Source organism: Oceanobacillus jordanicus (assembly GCF_022095695.1).
GTDB classification, from domain to species: Bacteria; Bacillota; Bacilli; order Bacillales; family Amphibacillaceae; genus Oceanobacillus_B; species Oceanobacillus_B jordanicus.
The window spans coordinates 87,953-107,800 of record NZ_JAIFZM010000010.1; the positions used below are offsets into that span (position 1 = coordinate 87,953).

Consider the following 19,848-nt stretch of genomic DNA (forward strand, 5'->3'; position numbering starts at 1 on the left):
TTCACCTACTTCACTCGTATTTGCGGGTTTACATATGCGTATAGTACATCTGCAATGAAGTTAACCAATGCGTAGATTAAGGCAATAATAAATACCCCAGCAAGAACTATTGGAAAATCTCTGTTCATAAGAGATTGCATTAATAATCTACCTACACCTGGCCAAGAGAAGACTACCTCTGTAATAACAGCTCCGCCCAGTAACACACCTAAATCTAAAGCAACTAATGTAATGATTGGAATTAACGAGTTTCGTAAAGCGTATCTCATAATTAATCGAAATGTTGGAACACCGGAAGCTTTACTCGTTCGAATGTAATCTTTTCGTAGAACGTCTAGCATTGCAGATCTTGTAAATCGTGTGAATCTAGCAACACTGTATGCAGCCAATGTTAAAGTTGGAAGAATCAAATGGATCGCTGTTCCTCCACCTCCCGAAGGTAGTATTTTTAATTGGGCAGCAAAGAAATAGATTAGGATTAATCCCAACCAGAAACTTGGGATCGCCTGTCCCACTATAGTAAGTGCTACACCAACTTTATCGAAAACGGTATTTCTTTTATAGGCAGATAAGACACCTAATGGAATAGCGATAATTAAAGCGATTAATAACGCAGATATAGCCAGTTGGAAAGTTGCTGGTATTCTACTTAGTACAATTCCCAAAGCATCTTCTTGACTTCGCAGTGATTCTCCAAAATCTCCTTGAACGGCATGAAACATGAAGTCCCCATATTGCACAATAAGTGGTCGGTTATAACCCAGTAGTTCCTTATATTCTTCTATCTGGTCCTTTGGCGCATCTGGTGGGAGAAATAAAGTCGTTGGATCACCTGATATTCTAATTAAGAAGAAAACAACCGTTAGTGCCAACAAAACTACCACTATTACTTGGAAGAACCTTTTAATTATAAAGTCCAACATAGTGCAGCCCTCTCTCTGTGAAAAAGTTCCATTGTAAGAGGAGAGGTATACCCCCTCCTCTTACTTTTTATTTCCAGGACATTTCAAACACTTGCATTTTCTCATCAACTCTAGGTTCGAAATTTAAATCTTCTTTAATTGCATATAAGTCGGCTTGTTGCCAAAGTGGAACCCAAGCCGACTGTTCTACTAAATCATGCTGCAATTCAGCGTATCCTTCAAATCGATCTTCTTCATTAAAGATTGCATTTGTTTCTTGGATTTTAGCTTCAATTTTTTCATCATAGAAACTACTGTATGGAGCACCTTCTGTGAATAAGTTTTCAATTGTTGATTGTGGATCAAATGCAGGTCCCCAACCAAGGATATACATATCTCCCATTTCACGATTTTGTATTTTTTCTAAATGGTTTCCCCATTCATTTACTTTTACATCTACTTGAACCCCAATTTTTTGTAGCTGAGAAGCAATGCCTTGTGCTACTTGTGAATCCATTGGGTAACGTCCATTTGGTGTATCAAGTGTTAATGTTAACTCTTCTGGGTCATATCCAGCCTCTTCTAAAAGCTCAACCGCTTTATCAGGATCGTAGCCATAGTCATCTGTTTCTACATAACTACTATTGATAACCGCTAATGGACCAGTCATTTTCGTACCATAGCCATTTAAAATCGATTCCAATAATTCATCAACATTTACTGCATAATTTAATGCCTTTCTTACATTCACGTCTTGTAATGGACCATCATGGAAAGTATTCAAAGCTAAGTAATTAATACGCGCAGATGATACTTCTCCAATTTTAGCGTTATCTGTGTTTTTTATTTCAGCTACAGAGTCAACTGGAATATTTTTAAAGAAATCAATTTCTCCACCTAAGAATGCAGACATTCTAGAACTGAATTCTGGAATATAACGAAATTCCACTTCTTTAATTGCTGGCTCACCTTGCCAGTAATCTTCATTAGCTTCTAATTTCAAGAAGTTGTCCCTAGACCATTCAACAAATTTATAAGCACCAGTTCCAACTGGTTCCTTCGCTGCAACATCAGTACCAACTTCCTCTACATATCCGGGTTCCATAATAAGTAAATCCTCTGTTATACGCTGAACTAAACTAGGAAATGGAACAGAAGTCTTTATCTCTACTTCCGTTGGAGAAAGAACCTTGACCTCTTCCACGTTTGCCCATCTTGAACGATAGAATGACTGGTTAGCCTCATCTAAGATATAATCAATACTAAATTTTACTGACTCTGCATTAAAATCTGCACCGTTATGGAATTTCACCCCTTCTTTAAGCGTAAGTCGCCATGTTAACTCATCAACATTTTCCCAATCCGTTGCTAAACTTGGGATGTATTCACCCGTTTGTCCATCTCGCTCAATTAGAGAATCATAGATATTACGGATTTGTGTATCTGTAGTATAGTTTACATCTAAGTTTGCAATTAATGTTCCAGCATCTGCTTCAAACCCAATAACAAGACTATCCTTTGCTTTTTGGTCATTGTTCCCATCACTCGAAGGTTCATCCTGTCCACTTGTTCCTTCTGTACACCCTGCAAAAATGAAAAGCATGCTCATAGCAAAAAACATTATTAAAAATCTTTTCAAAATAACCACCCTTTTCTTTTAGTTTTGTGTAAGTATTTTTTCTATTTTATTCATAGATGAAATTAGTTCACTCAATTCCACTTCACTGATGTTTTTGACCATGTTTTCAACATTTAAATTAGCTTTTGACATTAACTCATCTAAATCTTCCTTTCCTGCTTGCGTAATTTCAAGATACTGCTTTCTACGATCTTCCTTAGAAGGCACCCTACTAATAACTTGGTTCTCCTCAAACTTTTTAATAATTCTACTGATATATCCTTTATCAAATAAAAAATACTCAGATAGATGGGAGGCTGTACAATCCGGAAATGAATGTATTTCAAATAATATCAATGCTTCTGTTGCTGAATACGAGCTTTCATCTGTATATAAATTAAAAAGACCCATCATTCGAATATAAAACCTATTAAATTTTTTAATTTCTCCAATATGCTTTTTCATATTTTCAGTAAATTCCCTCTCTTTATAATTTAAAATTAATTCTAATAATTTTTGTTGCTAAAGTCAACCTTTTTATTTAAAAAATATTCAGTTTAATTTATAATTATGTAAAAGTTGAATGCATACTATTTTTCTACTATTAGGAGGGATTCAAGTGGGGGTAACGAGAGACTTATTTATTCATTTATCTCAGAACAAATTGCTAAACACCAGTGCAAAACGTTGGGGATTAAAACTAGGGGCTAGATCAGTTGTCGCAGGTACTACTGTTAAGGAAATGATTAAGAGTGTATTAGATTTAAATGCATTAGGAATATCTTGTACCGTAGATAATCTGGGAGAGTTTGTTTATGAAAAAGAGGAAGCAATCGAGGCTAAAACTCAAATTTTAAAGGTAATTGAAGCAATTTACGAACATGATGCGAAAGCTCATATTTCTTTAAAACCTACACAAATTGGACTAGATATTGATTATGATTTTTGCTTAACAAACCTAACTGAAATCGTGGAAGCAGCAAGCAAGCACAATATTTTTATTAACGTAGATATGGAAGATCATGCCCACTTACAACAAACTTTTGATTTAATTAATACAGTAAAACAAAAATATAATAATATTGGTACCGTCATCCAAGCTTATCTCTTCCGCGCAGAAGATGATATTAAAGATTTTAAAGAATCTCGTTTAAGGATTGTGAAAGGTGCTTATAAAGAATCTGAAAAAGTTGCATTCCAGAATAAGAAAGAGATTGACCAAAACTACCTTCATTTAATAGAATATCATTTACTTCATGGAAGATTTACTTCTATAGCAACCCATAACCATCATGTTATTAACCATGTGAAACAATTTGTAAAAGAAAATAACATTGCAATGGATAAGTTTGAATTTCAAATGCTTTATGGGTTTAGAAAAGATATGCAACTTCAATTAGCAAAAGAAGGGTATAATTTTTGCACATATGTTCCTTTTGGAAGTGATTGGTATGGATACTTTATGAGACGACTTGCAGAGCGTCCGCAAAATCTAAATCTAGTAGCGAATCAAGTTTTTAACAAGAGAGTTAACACTATAATTGGGGTTTGTGTAGGTGCACTTCTTTTGGGAGGACTACTCAAGAAAACAAAAGGGTAATGTTCGCAAAAAAAAGATTCCAACTATCGTTAATGATAACTGGAATCTTTTTAATTTTATTCAGGTGTCAGGTTTATACCCATATTACATATGCGAACTTATAAGAAGAATTGAAAAAAAGAGAGGTACATATACTGTCCTTTGTCTCATTACGCCTTCTTAATATATATACGGAATGAACTTCTTCGTCGTCTGCTCATACTTTTCAAAATCACTGCCGTATTTCCCCCTTAAGTATCGATCATGCTCCGGAATATTAAAGAAAATAAACATGAAGAATAGAAAGATGGGTATCAGTCCTGCCCATGCATTTCTTGTCAGCAATGCAAAACCGCATACCCACACGAAATCCCCGAAATAATTGATATGGATGGCATACCTGAATAATCCCCCGGTATAGAGTTTTCCTTTATTCTGGCTATCCCTTTTCCAGTGATTTCTTAACACCTCAGACAATGTATTAATTACTGAACCGGCAAGAAATATAAATACAGCAATTCCGTCTATCCAATCCAAGGGCTGGTCATTAGTTCCTCCTAAAAGGGAAAAACCAATATAATAGAGAGCGAAGGCAAAAGAGACACTTACTGTTTCTCGCCATGTAATCCCTCGTTTCAACAAATAAACAACCATAAAACTCATCCTTAAAAAGACGACCAGACAAAAACCGTACAGTAGCACTCTTCTCTGAAAATCACCTTCGGGTAAATGCAAGAATTCATTACCGGCTAAAAAGAGAAACCAGTAGACAAGGACAAGGAAAACACACTCATATGCAATAATCACTAATCGCTGTGGCCAAGATTTGTTCGCTGAACCGTACATGGCAAACCACCCCTTTTCTAAATCAATTAGACGCAGATAAACTATGTCCCAGTCCGACTGTTTGGTCAATTTTATAGCGGATACTACCACTTTTTACCTTATTATCTCCTTCTGAATTTCCGAACCAACAACAATAGGTGAAAATATAAATTAGATGCAGCAAATCCGAATAATGAGAAGTAACTAACTTCAACTAGATATATACTATCGGAAAATATTATAAGATAAATAAATCCGACTAGTATTCCAGCCAAAGAGTACAAACCTAACTGAATAAAGTAAAGTTTCCATTTTGAATTTCTGTCAACATTACCGACTAACTTATCAATTAATATCGAAACAAGTATTCCTACAAGAAAATAAACTGGAGCCGTGTAAATAATTACAAAAATACTTGTTTCAAAAAAGCCAAAATAATAAACATTTGGTTCCCGTTGTGAACTAGGAACATAGAACGTCCAAGAATAAATTATAGAGAACAAAATAGTAGATAGTAATGCTGTTAGGACTCTTCTCATTGTCATACCCCCTTACTTATTAGTTGGTAGCAAGAGTAATTACTATTTTACTATTCACTTACTAAAGCACCGATAGCTGTATTAAGATAATCTACCTATTAAGTTATAAGGATTTACCTCCCAAGTTTCATAAGGTATGAAACTTGTAGCATTTAAACAATCGATTGTGCGGGATTTCATATGTGGACGAGTTATGTATTGGTCTATATTTTCCTCTGTAAGCTTTATAAATCTAGCCTCTTTAATTTCTTCAGGTTGAACTTTTATGTCTCCCGTAACATATTTTGCTTTAAACACAACAGACAATAGATGTTTTGTGGCATTGTAATACAAACCTGTTACTCCCAAAAGCGAGATAACTATTCCCGTTTCTTCTAATATTTCTCTACATACTGCTTTATCAAGAGGTTCTCCTTCTTCAACCTGTCCTCCTGGAGCTTCCCAAGTATCAGACCGTAAATGTGTCTTAACTAAGAGAATTTCTCCTTTTTCGTTAGTAACATTAGCAGAAACCGCAATTATATGTTTTGGTGCAGTATCCATTACATATCCTCCTTGAACGTGTTCATATGAAAATTTACTATCATCACTTAAGCTTTAGATCTTTTTATATTTGAGTAACTTTATTCCATTAGCGCATCCCCCAATAAACCCCGTAATAATGAATAGATATGCTATAAATAAAGGAGTTGAAGAAAGCGACTCAGAGAATAATCGATATAGCCCCACTACAGTAATAAAAGCACTTCCTATTAGCCCAAAAACTGTTTTACTGTTCATGTTGAATTCCTCCTTACAATACAATTAATCCATTTTGCTAATCAATTATACATTCTGCAGTTAAATCATGCTGATCATAGTCGCCAGTCTTCCTAACATCCAGTAAACGGTATTAGTTCTGTAAAAGATCCTTAAATCCCTTTATTCACTAACCTGCAGTTTAATTAAGTAAATATATTTAGTTCAATACTAACATAATATTCCAAAATCACTTTTAAATTTTTCATAAGAAAAGGAGATCAATAAATGATCCCCTGTTTAAAAATCAAGCGCTATACAGTTGCTTGTTCACCCAATGATTATGCGTTCCCACAAATATATAAAGAAAACGCCTATATGTATACAGACGTTTTCCCTTTTTGAAGCCTTTATTTAGACCTTATCTCAATAGATATTCTCCGCTTCTTCTCCATTCAACACTAGACGGAATGAAATGTCAGCTTTTAGTGAATCTGAAACAGCACAATACTTCTGCTTCCCTAAATTAATAGCTCTCCATACCTTTTTAGCATCAATATCACCGTCAACCGTAAAGGTGACAGCAATGGCAGTAAATCCTTTAGGTAAGTCTTCTTTTCGAGTTCCATCTGTTTCGATCTCGATATTTGTAATTGCATCAAGATGCGGTTTTAGTATCATGGTTACATCAATGCCGATGCAGCCTGCAACGGATGCGAGCAACATTTCAGTAGGCGTTACACCTTTTCCTTCGCCACCATACAATTCCGTAGCGTCCATGTTGAGTTCATATCCAGAATCGCCTACTGCTGTAAAAGCTCGTTGACCATTCCATTTTGTTTGTATCTTCATTGCTGAACATTCCCTTCTTGGATTAAATAATCGGCCTACATTTTATTTAAAAACTTTCTCGCTCTCTCTGTTTTGGGTTGGTTGAAAAATGAATCCGGAGTACCTTGTTCCACAACCACTCCTTCATCCATAAAAATGACACGATCAGCCACCTCACGCGCAAATTCCATTTCATGCGTCACGATAACCATCGTCATTCCCTCTTTAGCAAGTTCCTTTATAACTGCTAACACCTCGCCAACCAATTCAGGGTCTAATGCAGATGTAGGTTCATCAAACAACATCACTTCTGGTTCAACGGCTAATGCACGCGCAATCGCCACCCGCTGCTGTTGACCCCCAGATAATCGCGATGGATATACATCTCTTTTTTCAGACAGGCCGACTCTTTCTAGTAAGGCTTCACCCTTTTTAGTGGCTTTTTCCTTTGACCATTTCCTAACCGTTAGCAAGGCTTCAATCACATTCCCCAATACGGTTTTATGTGGATATAGGTTGAACTGCTGAAAAACCATCCCACTATGCAAACGGATCTGACGGTATGCATTTAATTGCTTTTTCTTACTATCTTCCGTGTTCACGGTAGATCCAGCTACTTCAATCTCACCACTTGCCATGTCTTCTAATCCGTTCAAACATCTTAAAAGGGTACTTTTCCCTGAACCACTTGGACCTAGAATCGTGATAACTTCGCCGTTTTCCACTTCTAAATTAATGTCCTTTAGTACTTCTAGTTTTTCAAAACGCTTCGATAAATGTTTTATTGTTATCATATATACAACCCCAACTTATACATAAATGGATAGCTTCTTTTCCCATCTTTCTAATAAGAAAGAAAAGCCTGTACTCATGATCCAATACATGAGTGCAATCGAAAGATAAAACGGCATGTAAACATAGTACTGCGCAATTAAGAGTTGTGCAGATCGCAATAATTCCGTAACGGTAATGACAGAAACGAGAGATGTTTCCTTTAACATGCCAATGAACGTATTACCCGCCGGTGGAATTGCGATTCGTATTGCTTGTGGAAAGATAATACGTCGCATCGTTTGTACCGGCGTTAGGCCAGACGCATAGGCAGCTTCCATCTGTCCTTTTGGAATAGATTGCAGTGCACCACGTAAGGTTTCTGAAAGGTATGCCCCAATGCTTATACTAAGGGCAATAATTGCTGCCGGTAATGGCTGCAGCCTAATTCCAAAATCCACAAGGCCATAATAAACAATAATAATCTGAACCAAGGTCGGGGTCCCCCGAATAATGGATACATACGCTCTAGCAATCCACCTAATTGGAGGAGCCCCTTTTAGTCTTGCAACCGCAACGATCGCAGCTATTATGGAGCCAAATAACATGGAAATAACTGTGATTAGAAGTGTATAGTATGCTCCTTGGAACAAAAATGGCAAATGATCAATGACAATATCCATTTTTAAAATTCCTTTCTCTTACGCTTGAGGCTCTTCCCCAAACCATTTTACAAAGATTTCATTATACGTTCCATCTTCTTTCATCTCGGCTAAAATACGATTTAATTCCTCTATAAGCTCTTCATTCCCTTTACGCGTCGCAATTCCAGCTTGGTCTGATTTAATTGGCTCCCCGACAGCTTTAATTTTAAAACCGTTTTGCTCTACAACTGGAGTTATAGCGTAAATATTATTTATTGTCGCATCAATACGCCCTGTATCAAGATCCTTTAGTGTTGTAACCACATCATCATAGGTCATAATAGTAAAGTCTCCAACCTCAGGCATAAGTTCTGTTCTTAAATAGGTTTCATCGTTTGTCCCTAAGCCAACTCCGATGTTTTTCCCCTTGAAATCTTCCACTGACGTAATGGAATCATTATCTTCTTTCACAATAACTTTAACTTGATTGGTGATATAAGGATCTGAGAAGTCCATTTGTTCTTTTCTTTCATCTGTAATGGTCATTTGACTAATAACCACATCAAATTTTTCAGATTGTAACCCTGCAATCATTCCGGAAAATTCTTGTGCAACAAATTCAACGTCTACACCTAAACGATTGGCAACCTCTTTGGCAATATCCGCATCGAATCCGTCCATTTCCTGGTCTTCATTAATGAAGTTATAAGGCTTATAGGTACCCATCAAACCTACTTTTATTTGGCCCTCTTCTTTAATTTGATCTAGTAATGATGATCCTTCAGTACTCGACCCTTGTGACTCTTCACCCTCTTGTTTATCTGAATCTGATCCACAAGCCGTTAGCATAACAGCAAACACTGCAAGCAATATACCTAGTAAAATCGATTTTTTCTTCATCATAATTAACCACCCTTTTTAAAATTAAATTCCTAGTAACCCAAAAAATTCAAATTGAACGACATCCTTGGCTAGTTGGTTTGCACTTTGACTTTGTAATTTAGAATAACCTTGTTGTGGGTTAAATAACCATCTCTCCAACATTCCTTCTAAAAGACTTACCAAAAGTGCAGACTGTACCATTGGATCCTTTTGTGGCAGAATACCTAGTTCAGCTGCTCTTTCAATATTTTTTTGAAAAGCGACCTCAAGCTTTAGCCTTGTTTCAAGGATGGCAGATTGGACAGAATCCTCTGTTTCCATCCCTTTTAAAAGAAGCCGCATGAAATATTTATTTTGTTGAGAAAAAACAAAGAAGTCCTCAAATAATGTTTCTGATGCTTGTACCACTTCTTGGACCGTTACTTTCGAGTCCCTATATCCTTGTGAAACGACGGCAATCAAATCGGCTTCCTTATTATGTATGATTTCTAAAGCTATCGCCTCTTTACTTTTAAAGTACCAATAGAAAGTACCTTGTGCGACACCAGCAGCTTTCACAATATCCGATACTTTTGTCTTATGATAGCCATAATCAGAAAACTGTTTTAAGGCAACCTCTAAGATTTGCTCTCTTCTTTCAAAACCTTGATCTTGTGTAGTAATATAATCCACCTCCTCTTGATTGATCAGTCAGTCGAGTAGTGTTATTTTAGCTATGATTCTTTTTTAAGTCAATAAATTTGATCAGAATAGTCGGGTTTGATTTTAGAGGGTTTTTGGGGGGATATTTGGCTGTGAATAAGCGGGCTAACTCAAATAATCTTAAACGCTACTGCTGTCTTCAATAACTATTAAGACATCTCTTTTTTAGTAATCTGATTTATAATTTGTACGATACTTGGATTTGAATCGGGCAAAGAAAGGAAATAAAAGCGATGGAACGCCAATTAAAAATAAAGCAGCCAAAGAATAATAACCAAATGACGTATATGATAACTTATCAATTAAAAATATAATGAAGATAAATATTGGCAGTTCTAATATCAACAATACGGTTTTTGAAGAAGTTTCTAAAACATGTTCTGTGTTACATTCTTTGCATATGACAGGTTGCTTTTTGATATGGGCTTTGAAAATTTGTTTCCATTTAAAACTCGTAAAACATCTCTCACACTTTTGCACATCAGACTCCCTCTCTTATTTAATCCTTCCTTGATAAAAAACCGTTAGTCTACGTTACAATTCTGACATCGTTAAAAGATTAAATTCATTAGAGATATTGAGCCATATATGATAGCCCCACAAGCGATGATAAATAATCCAACCATTACAAACCCATAAGCAAATCCTTTCCCCATAGAAAACAAATCTAAAAACATATTTTTGAAAGTATCAAGAACCTTAGACATAACTCTCCCCTCCCCTATCTAAATAAATAATTTCAATTTATTGAAGAAAACTGCTCCGTTACTTCAATATCTGTTAACTAAATACTAACATAATATTCCAAGTATGAAATCTAGAAAGAAAAGAAAAAAGTACGAATAATATTTTGAAATTTCTTAATCTATAGTTTGGTTTGTGCTATACTTTTCTATAAACGAACAGGGAGGTTCTTGTCCAATGGTAAAAAAGGAATCAGAGAAAATCTTAAATTATTTTAATAACTTTTAGAATAAACATGTAGATTTTCTCTTTCATGGGTATGAAAAAATAGAAAAGAGGAAAATAACATGTTAAATAAATTAAGTGATACGATTTATTATTTATCTAATCAAGATGATAAAGAACGACCAACATTAGGACTGGTATGTGGTGATCAATTTAGCCTTATAATAGATGCTGGTAATTCTCCTCAGCATGCTCAGGATTTTTTACTAGAAATCGAGACTCTAAACGTACCACCAGTTAAATATGTTGTTATTACCCATGCACATTGGGATCACTTCCTAGGAATGAATGAATTTAACGCTACTGTTATCGTTAATAGGAAAACGAACGAATTGATAAAAGAATGGCAAGGTTTTTCCTATGACGATCGTTCATTACAAAAGTATGTGACTGTTAATCAGATGAGTCCTATATGTATGGAGATTTTACAAACTGATATGCCAAACAGGGAACGTTTCAAGTTAAAATCACCAGATGTAATATTTGAAAACACATTAACGATTGATTTAGGTAATAAAGTTTGCATACTTGAAAGAATCAAAAGTACTCATACAGATGACGCTACAATCATTTATATTCCGGATGAAAAGGTTGTTTTTTTAGGGGATTGTGCATATGGTACAACCACTAACTCTTTATTTCATTACAAGCAATCACTGTTATCTCCTATGATCAAAGACATTCAAAAATATGATGCGGAAATGTTCATACTTGGTCATGAGTCCATCTGTGATTTAAATGAAATGAATGTATATTGGGAAGAGTTAACAGCAGCAAGTCAAGCAGTAAAGTCCACTTCAGTAGAAAAAGCGATGGAGTCCTTTAAGGAAGAAAATAATAGGGAACCTAATGATAATGAACTTTTTTTCATAAAAGCTTTTGTTAATGACCATATTATTCAGTCAGACTAATTCTATAGAATACAGCAATCAAATATGAACAATAGCCACCTCGTTAAGAATAAATTGAGGTGGCTTTTAATTAGTATACTTTGAATGTTTTTGAGTACAGAATAAATTCTCCCTGCTTCTTTTTATATGCCCTAACGCCGTTTTTAGGTCACTTTCTTTTATCGTTTAAACTACTAATCAAATAATGACTTCATAAGTTAATCTCGATTCACTGAACTAAAGCACTCTTAGTTAAAAATAGTCATTTCCCAATCTTCTAGAGGTCCCCAAGTAATTGATGGCTTTCCATTTAAAGATTTCATCGAGCCTACATATACGTTTTCCGTAAATCCCCTAAAATCAATGTAATGTTTAACTATTTCCTTTGTGGTGGCTGAAACATTTTGATTTACAATTTCTTTAAATTTAACCCATTTTAAAGAACCTTCATCACTTTCGATTAAAGTAGAATTTTTCGATACAGTTCCAAAGAACACATATTGTATTCGTATTTCTTGATTCTCTTTTGTTCTAAGTACAACATAATAAAACTATAAAAGCTAAACTCATTTTAATAATTAATTCTACTATTTATTATCAATTTCCTTCTTTTACTAAACTGCTGTTAAAAAAGAACACAACTTCTTAATCAAAGATATTTACAATGCATCCCTTTAATTTCACGTAAAATTGACTCGAAATATTTGTCCTTTTTTTAAATATAATGAAGGGACATTTCTCTTATTTGATAAGCATAAGAACTTCGCCATTTTTTACTAGTGTTTTAAATTAACATTCGTGCTATAATAATTAAGCGATGAGCTGATTTGTGTAAGACGAGGAATGCAATACATGTGAATGTGAACACATAATTCTTCGCCACAAATATACGTAGAAGACGCCTGTATTTTATACAGGCGTTTTTTCTTTTGGAAATAGCGATACGGTTCTTTAAAGTGAGCATAAGAAAGCTCATCTGGCAGATGAATTGAACCATGTGTGAGAAGGGATAGAGTACTGTACAGTCGACCAGATTACTTTTTCAAGCAATCTCTGTCCACAGTACTCAATATTTATAGCAGTGCGTCAGCTATTTTCTGATCCAAGACGGGTTTAAAACCTACTTTTTACAAAGTCTTTCGACAGTAGTTTTACCTTTAACTGTGACATAGATTCACCCTCATGGGTATTGCCCTACAAGATCTTACTTAAAAAAGATTGGGTTCTAGGATTTTGAGGATTATCAAAAATCTGTGTTGGCTCTCCCTCTTCCATAATAATTCCTTCATCCATGAATAACACACGATCTCCAACTTCCTTAGCAAAGCCCATTTCATGAGTGACAACGACCATTGTCATGCCTTCTTCAGCTAAATCCTTCATTACTTCGAGAACATCCCCTACTAATTCAGGGTCAAGAGCAGAGGTAGGCTCATCAAACAGCATAACTTTCGGATTCATCGCAAGCGACCTTGCAATAGCCACGCGTTGTTTCTGCCCACCGGAAAGACTGTCCGGATAATCATCCGCTTTATCAGATAATCCTACTTTTTCAAGTAGTTTAAGGCCAACATCTTTGGCTTCATTTACAGAAAGACCTTTTACCTTAATTGGGCCGAGTGTAATATTATCTAAAACTGTTTTATGTGGGAACAGATTAAAGTGCTGGAACACCATTCCAACCTGGGAACGAACATCATTAATATTGACTGATGGATCAGTTAACTTGTCACCATTGATCCTAACTTCACCTGCGGTTATTTCTTCCAGTAGATTGAGGCATCTGAGAAACGTACTTTTACCAGATCCAGATGGCCCAATCACGCATACCACTTCACTCTCATCAACTGTTGCATCAATTCCTTTTAATACCTCTAAATCACCAAACGATTTGTGCAAGTCTTTTACTGTAATCATTTATACATCCAACTTCCTTTCTAATCTGTTCAAATACAGTGCGGTTGGAATAGTGATACATAAGTAAAGTAAACAAACCATGACTAATGTTTCAAATATTTCGAACGTCGTGTTGTAATACTCTTTTGCCATAAACACCACATCGTGTACAACAATTACAGAAAACACGGACGTGTCTTTTAAGCTAATAATAAATTGGTTTCCAAGAGGTGGAATCATTCGTTTAAATGCCTGTGGCCAAATAATGTATCGCATGGTCTGCTTTTCGGTTAATCCCATAGATCGTCCTGCTTCATGCTGACCTTTATCAATGGAATAAACGGCTCCACGAACAATTTCTGCAATATATGCCCCGGCGTTAACTGCAATTGCAATAACACCTGCAGTAAAAGAACTTATATTTAAGCCAATTAAATCTTCGGAAACACCGTAGTAAAGAAATAAAGCTTGCGCTAGAATTGGCGTACCACGTACAACTTCTACGTACACCGACCAGAACCCTCGGATGAATTTGTTTTTAGAGAGTTTTCCCAAACCTGCTAATGATCCTATAATCATTCCTAAAAATAGACCTATAACTGTAATACTTAGTGTTATTTTCAAACCATCTATTAAGAAAGGCAAACTTTTAATATATGCTGTATCCATAATCGTATAGATCATTCTATTATCTCTCTCCTTAATAAAATGGCGTAACAAGTAACTACTTGTTACGCCTCATTTGTATTCTGCTTCGTTGCTATTCGGTTTCAGGTGGCTGTGTACCAAACCACTTCTCATAAATCTCTGCATATGTTCCATTTTCCTTAATTGCTGCTAAACCTTCATTTACTGGATCAACTAGATCTGATCCTTTAGGTAATGCTATACCATATGGTTGACCTTCCATAACGTCTCCCACTGTTTTTAATTTATCAGAAGCATTTTCACTGATATAGTATTGGACGTTTGGCAGATCATATAAAACTGCATCAAGACGTCCTCTTTCCAAATCCATGTAGGCAGTAACAATCTCAGGGTATGCTTCAACCTCAGCATCTGTATTATCTTTTAAGTAGTCATTACTGGTAGAACCTTGACGTGCCCCAACTGTTAAACCATTCACATCATCAATGGATTCAATATCTGAATCAACAGGTACTGCAAGAATTAAACCGGAATCATAGTATTTATCCGAGAAATCGATGAATTCTTTGCGTTCTTCCGTAATAGAGATACCAGCGATACCAATATCATTTTTGGAAGTTCTCATGGAAGCTAGCAATCCATCAAATTCCATTGTTTCAAATTCAACATTAAAGCCGGATTCTTCAGCGATAGCTTCGATTAACTCAATGTCAAAGCCTTCCATTTCACCTGTATCAGGGTTTTTATACTCAAATGGCTGGAAGTTGGAATCTGTTGCGACAGTGTACGTCTCTCCGTCTCCATCACCGCTGGCTTCATCTGTTCCGCAAGCCGCAATCAATCCAATAAAAATTATTGCAGTAAATAATAGTATTAGTTTATTTTTCAATTAATGTCTCCCCCTTTTCCATATATTCAATCTTCTCACATTATTCTAACTTTTTGAATTTTCGTTTAAATGCATTTTCAGCTTTAAGTCATCATTTACTTACCTCTCCTGTATTTAACAGGCTATTTTTAAAAATATCTGATAAATACCCTCTAATACTTCCAAATGCACGAAATTTGGAAGCTTTTTTTGATTTATGTAAAGGATTATTACATAAAAAGACCGACAATTATCACAGACCAATAGTCTCACTTTTAGGGTAGATACGGATTTATCAGATGAACTACTTACTATCCATTTTTTATCATAACTGCAATAGACGCAGCTGTAACCCACCATTAGGGGTAGCGTCAGGAAAATGCGGATTTACAACGCTAAGCCCATTTTCAAGACGATTCCCCCAGTTTTAACAACGTTAAGAAAGTTTCAATGGTCTTAAAGAATCTAACGAGACCATTTTCTCCGAATTAAAATGGTATTCTCCAAGTAAATTAATATGTTCCCAACCTAGAGGTGACATATGGTGCAATAATTCTTCATTAAACCTACCTGACCGTTTTTGATATTCAACTGCCTTTGATAGATGTAAAGTATTCCAGATACTGATGGCATTGATAATTATGTTTAAGGCACTGGCCCTTTGCAATTGATGCTGTATGGTTCGTTCCCTAAGCTCGCCTTGTTTTCCGAAGAAAATAGCTCTTGCCAGTCCATTCATGGCTTCTCCTTTATTCAATCCTTTTTGTATTTTTCTTCTTAATGATTCATCCGAAATATAATTCAAAATAAAGATCGTTTTTTCTATTCGGCCCATCTCACGTAAGGCTGTAGCCAAGCTGTTTTGTCTTGAATAAGAACCTAATTTCCCCATAATAAGGGATGCTGAAACTGTTCCTTCCCTTATAGAATGAGCTAATCGCAAAACATCCTCATAATTCTCTTTAATGACCTTTGTATTTATTTGTCCACGTAAAATGACTTCTAATTTTGGATACTCACTTGCCTTATCTATTGTAAATAATTTCGAGTCTGATAAATCTCGTATTCTTGGAGCAAATTTAAATCCTAATAAATGGGTCAGTCCGAATATTTGGTCTGTGTAACCAGCCGTGTCTGTATAATGCTCTACTATATTTAGATCCGTCTCATGGTGCAACAAACCATCCAAAACATGAATCGCATCCCTTGAATTAGTATGAATAATCTTTGTGTAATTAAGAAGAAAATTGATCACTTGTAAAACGATAGATGGTGGCTCCTTTTCCAGTTCCATAATGTGGGTTTGCATCTGCATGTAGCGATGAAACGCCTATCTGCATTCTCATACCATCGGACGAGGATGTTGTACCGTTTCCCCAATAGGAGGACAATTGCAATTTGTGATGAAAATTTACTAATACGGCTTGGGCTTTATTCATTGCATCTTCATACATGCGCCATTGTGATACATTGGCCAATTGCTTATATGTAAGTCCGGGTGTTGCTTCAGCCATTTTGCTTAAACCAATATTCATTCCCATTCCTAAAAGAGCAGCCATAATAATAATTGTTTCTTCTTTATCCGGTTTTCGATTATTGGAAGCATGAATAAATTGCTCATGAAATCCTGTTATATAAGCAATATCCATCAGTAAATCGGTTAATTTTATTCTTGGTAGCATCTGATACAGGCTTGCACTAAATTTTTTTGCTTCTTCTGGAACATCTTTTTCTAAGCGTGCAATTGACAGCTTTCCTTTTTCAAGAGAAACCCCGTCTAACTTGTTGGAATTGGTATCTAACCACTTTAACCTTTTGTTAAGGCTGCTGGTTCTCTCCGTCATATAATCCTCGAATGATAAACTAACTGATAATCTTGTATTCTCCTTCGTTTGATTCCATGTATCTTCTGAAAACAAATATTCTTCAAAGTCTCTATATTGTCTGCTGCCAACAATGGAAACATCTCCTGCCCTAACATGCTCCCGAAGTTCTATTAAAACAGCCATTTCATAGTAATGACGATTGATTGTTGTACCATCATCCTCGTATAAATGCTTTTTCCAACGTTTTGAAATAAAATCCACAGGTGAGTCATCAGGCACTTTTCGCTTTCCGGATTCGTTCATTCCACGAATAATCTCAACAGCTTGTAAAAGTGGCTCATTTGCTTTTGTAGAATGAAATTCCAATACCCTTAATAGCGTTGGCGTATATTTTTAAAATCGTTTTTGCAGTAAGTCTAAATAATCATAGTCGGCAGGACGTGCAAGCTCCTGAGCTTCTTCGACCGAAGAGACAAAAGAATTCCATTCGATAACGGATTCTAAAACCTCAAAAACGTCTAATTTTTCCTTTTTTGCTTTGATTAAAGCTTGTCCGATGTTCGTAAAGTGTATAACTTTCTCATTCAGCTTTTTACCGTTTTGTTTCTGAATTTCCTCTTGAGCCTTACGGCCTTTTGATAACAGACTAAGTATTTGTCTATCATGAATTTCAAAAGCTTTATCCGTTAACTCTTGAGTAAGATGTAATAAATAGACGGTTAATATCGAATATCGCTTATTTTCTTGAAAGTCACGGAATGCATATGGCTCATATCTTGAGCCTAAGCGAGATAGTTGTAACAGGCGATTGCGATGCAAATGACTAATTTGTACCGTTTCTAATTCCATTCCTCGTATGTATTCGAGTCGTTCTATTACTTTTAGAAATGTTTCGGGTGAAGGATGACCCGGTGGTTCCTTTAACCAACCCAATATCGTTTTATTGGATTCGGATGGATGCTGCGAAGTAATGATCTCTTCAAGATTTCCTTTTTGTTCATTTGTAAGAGATTGACTAACAGTATTAAACAGTTTCTTTTCAGCCATTGCCCTTGCCTCCCACACCATTCTTTCAAGTGTAGTAATAGCAGGCAGTATGATTTTGTTTTTTCTTAGAAAATCTATACATTCATGTAGTAGATGTATGGCATCGCCATTTTCAAAAGCTAATTGATGAAGATGCTTAAATGCTATTCGATATTCTCTTAGAGTAAAAGTTACAAAGTCGTATTCACTTCGAAGTTCTTTCAAATGATCCCAAAGTGTATTTTCTCTTTGAGGATAAAGACTAATCGAAGATGGAGTGGCACCGATTTGTTTCGACATATAATGTATGACTGATTCCGGGATGCTTTTGATATGAGTGTATGGCCAACCGGGATACCGAAGAACAGCTAATTGAACAGCAAACCCTAAACGGTTTTCTTCTCTCCTTCGCTTATTAACTATTTCTAAATCCCGTTTGGAAAAAGTGAAGTAGGTCCCCAATATCCATTCATCTTCAGGGATTTGCATAAAATCCTGCCTCTGTTCCAGTGTAAGCAATTCTCTACCTCTCGCAATTTTCATTCAGTATCATCCCATTTCCATAATTATTCAGTTAATTAGTTCAATTATATATCAATAGAGTGTACTCTATTGATACAAGTGTGGTAGACTGATAAAATCATAGTTAAGAGCGTCTCATAAGACTTGTCTCAAAAACGAGGTGATATTTTGCGGAAAATCGGTTATATACGTGTTAGTTCGACCAGCCAAAATCCTTCAAGGCAATTTGAGCAGCTAAATGAAATTGGAATGGATATTATATACGAAGAAAAAGTTTCTGGAGCAACAAAGGATCGCGAGCAACTTCAAAAAATGTTAGAGGATCTACAGGAAGATGACATCATTTATGTTACAGACTTAACTCGAATTACTCGTAGCACACAAGACCTATTTGAATTAATCGATAACATACGGGAAAAAAAAGCAAGCTTAAAATCACTAAAAGATACATGGCTACATTTATCAGAAGATAATCCATACAGCCAATTCTTAATTACAGTAATGGCTGGTGTTAACCAATTAGAGCGAGATCTTATTCGTATGCGACAACGTGAAGGGATTGAGTTGGCTAAGAAAGAAGGAAAGTTTAAAGGTCGGTTAAAGAAGTATCATAAAATCACGCAGGAATGAATTATGCAGTTAAGCTATATAAAGAAGGAAATATGACTGTAAATCAAATTTGCGAAATTACAAATGTGTCTAGAGCTTCATTATATAGAAAGCTATCAGAAGAGAACAAATAGTCCTTCCTTACCCCATATTCCAGAAAAGGGCCATATAGTTGAATAAACAACTTTTTGTCACGTGATTTTTGATTCCATCACGAGTGATTTCTTAAAAGTTAACAACTATTTTTTGAATGAGCTGCATTTTTCAACGGAAGGATGAGGCTTCTAACCGTTAAAAGTAAACATCTTTATTTGTACTGAACATTAGAAATGAAAAAATAGAAGGAACTAGGTTATTTTTTCTATTGTCTAAAGGATTATTCAGCTTGTGGTGCATATACTGAATTGGTCCTTTATATAGGGTAGTAAATAAGATATCTAATCCTATATTCCTCAAAACATAAACTTTTAATTTAGGGGGAGATTAGTATTGCAAACAGCAAACAATGGTTAGTATTCCATTCCCTCTAGTTATCTTAACCTTTGTTGTATTAAATCTTGAGA

Annotated in this window: 19 protein-coding genes and 2 pseudogenes; 3 read left to right on the forward strand and 18 right to left on the reverse strand. The window is 35.5% G+C overall.

Translation table 11 applies throughout. The annotated features are described in order from the left end of the window. Positions 1-5: 5 nt before the first annotated feature. From K3T81_RS12755 to K3T81_RS12765, 3 genes are all read right to left on the reverse strand, one after another. Positions 6-923, reverse strand: coding sequence for an ABC transporter permease (locus tag K3T81_RS12755; RefSeq protein ID WP_238020436.1), 918 nt, complete (start codon positions 921-923; stop codon positions 6-8). 67 nt (positions 924-990) lie between these two features. After that, on the reverse strand, positions 991-2,541 hold the full coding sequence (locus K3T81_RS12760) for an ABC transporter substrate-binding protein (protein ID WP_238020437.1): 1,551 nt from the start codon (positions 2,539-2,541) through the stop codon (positions 991-993). 18 nt (positions 2,542-2,559) lie between these two features. After that, positions 2,560-2,985: a MarR family winged helix-turn-helix transcriptional regulator gene (locus K3T81_RS12765; RefSeq protein WP_238020438.1), complete on the reverse strand. Its 426-nt coding sequence runs from the start codon at positions 2,983-2,985 to the stop codon at positions 2,560-2,562. Positions 2,986-3,139: 154 nt separating this feature from the next. Between K3T81_RS12765 and K3T81_RS12770 the strand changes: the two genes are divergently transcribed. Then, positions 3,140-4,120: a proline dehydrogenase family protein gene (locus K3T81_RS12770; protein ID WP_238020439.1), complete on the forward strand. Its 981-nt coding sequence runs from the start codon at positions 3,140-3,142 to the stop codon at positions 4,118-4,120. 159 nt (positions 4,121-4,279) lie between these two features. Here the strand turns inward: K3T81_RS12770 and K3T81_RS12775 are convergent, their stop codons facing one another. The 11 genes from K3T81_RS12775 to K3T81_RS12820 all read right to left on the reverse strand — a co-directional run bounded on the left by K3T81_RS12775 (position 4,280) and on the right by K3T81_RS12820 (position 10,738). Then, on the reverse strand, positions 4,280-4,945 hold the full coding sequence (locus K3T81_RS12775; RefSeq protein WP_238020440.1) for a DUF1295 domain-containing protein: 666 nt from the start codon (positions 4,943-4,945) through the stop codon (positions 4,280-4,282). Between the two features lie 101 nt (positions 4,946-5,046). Further along, positions 5,047-5,463, reverse strand: a complete 417-nt coding sequence (locus tag K3T81_RS12780) for a hypothetical protein (protein WP_238020441.1) — start codon at positions 5,461-5,463, stop codon at positions 5,047-5,049. Positions 5,464-5,544: 81 nt separating this feature from the next. Beyond that, complete coding sequence (locus K3T81_RS12785; protein ID WP_058950986.1) at positions 5,545-6,006, reverse strand: NUDIX hydrolase; 462 nt, start codon at positions 6,004-6,006, stop codon at positions 5,545-5,547. A 54-nt stretch (positions 6,007-6,060) separates the two neighbouring features. Further along, a complete protein-coding gene (locus K3T81_RS12790) occupies positions 6,061-6,243 on the reverse strand; it encodes a hypothetical protein (protein WP_238020442.1) in 183 nt (60 codons plus the stop codon). 384 nt (positions 6,244-6,627) lie between these two features. Next, positions 6,628-7,053 (reverse strand): OsmC family protein, encoded by a 426-nt coding sequence (locus K3T81_RS12795; RefSeq protein ID WP_238020443.1) that lies wholly within the window; start codon positions 7,051-7,053, stop codon positions 6,628-6,630. Positions 7,054-7,088: 35 nt separating this feature from the next. Further along, positions 7,089-7,826, reverse strand: coding sequence for an amino acid ABC transporter ATP-binding protein (locus tag K3T81_RS12800; RefSeq protein ID WP_238020444.1), 738 nt, complete (start codon positions 7,824-7,826; stop codon positions 7,089-7,091). A 15-nt stretch (positions 7,827-7,841) separates the two neighbouring features. Then, entirely contained in the window at positions 7,842-8,486 is a 645-nt protein-coding gene (locus tag K3T81_RS12805) for an amino acid ABC transporter permease (protein ID WP_036574520.1), read from the reverse strand. Between the two features lie 18 nt (positions 8,487-8,504). Next, the gene (locus tag K3T81_RS12810; RefSeq protein WP_420830835.1) at positions 8,505-9,353 is read right to left on the reverse strand and encodes a substrate-binding periplasmic protein; all 849 of its coding nucleotides are present in this window, start codon (positions 9,351-9,353) and stop codon (positions 8,505-8,507) included. A gap of 18 nt (positions 9,354-9,371) precedes the next feature. Further along, entirely contained in the window at positions 9,372-10,001 is a 630-nt protein-coding gene (locus K3T81_RS12815) for a TetR/AcrR family transcriptional regulator (protein ID WP_238020446.1), read from the reverse strand. 195 nt (positions 10,002-10,196) lie between these two features. Beyond that, entirely contained in the window at positions 10,197-10,511 is a 315-nt protein-coding gene (locus K3T81_RS19680; RefSeq protein WP_420830833.1) for a TIGR04104 family putative zinc finger protein, read from the reverse strand. 71 nt (positions 10,512-10,582) lie between these two features. Next, entirely contained in the window at positions 10,583-10,738 is a 156-nt protein-coding gene (locus K3T81_RS12820; protein ID WP_238020447.1) for a hypothetical protein, read from the reverse strand. Between the two features lie 324 nt (positions 10,739-11,062). Between K3T81_RS12820 and K3T81_RS12825 the strand changes: the two genes are divergently transcribed. Beyond that, positions 11,063-11,911 carry an MBL fold metallo-hydrolase gene (locus K3T81_RS12825; protein WP_238020448.1) on the forward strand — a complete coding sequence of 283 codons (849 nt, stop codon included), beginning with the start codon at positions 11,063-11,065 and terminating at the stop codon, positions 11,909-11,911. Between the two features lie 1,173 nt (positions 11,912-13,084). Here the strand turns inward: K3T81_RS12825 and K3T81_RS12830 are convergent. The 4 genes and pseudogenes from K3T81_RS12830 to K3T81_RS12845 form a co-directional block, all read right to left on the reverse strand. Then, positions 13,085-13,807, reverse strand: coding sequence for an amino acid ABC transporter ATP-binding protein (locus K3T81_RS12830; RefSeq protein ID WP_238020449.1), 723 nt, complete (start codon positions 13,805-13,807; stop codon positions 13,085-13,087). Next, the gene (locus tag K3T81_RS12835; RefSeq protein ID WP_036574530.1) at positions 13,808-14,470 is read right to left on the reverse strand and encodes an amino acid ABC transporter permease; all 663 of its coding nucleotides are present in this window, start codon (positions 14,468-14,470) and stop codon (positions 13,808-13,810) included. A 76-nt stretch (positions 14,471-14,546) separates the two neighbouring features. Next, entirely contained in the window at positions 14,547-15,323 is a 777-nt protein-coding gene (locus K3T81_RS12840) for a transporter substrate-binding domain-containing protein (RefSeq protein ID WP_238020450.1), read from the reverse strand. A gap of 415 nt (positions 15,324-15,738) precedes the next feature. Continuing rightward, positions 15,739-18,697 (reverse strand): annotated as a pseudogene (locus tag K3T81_RS12845) (Tn3 family transposase). A 147-nt stretch (positions 18,698-18,844) separates the two neighbouring features. Between K3T81_RS12845 and K3T81_RS12850 the strand changes: the two are divergent. Further along, positions 18,845-19,419: pseudogene (locus K3T81_RS12850) on the forward strand (recombinase family protein). The last annotated feature ends 429 nt before the right edge of the window (positions 19,420-19,848 follow it).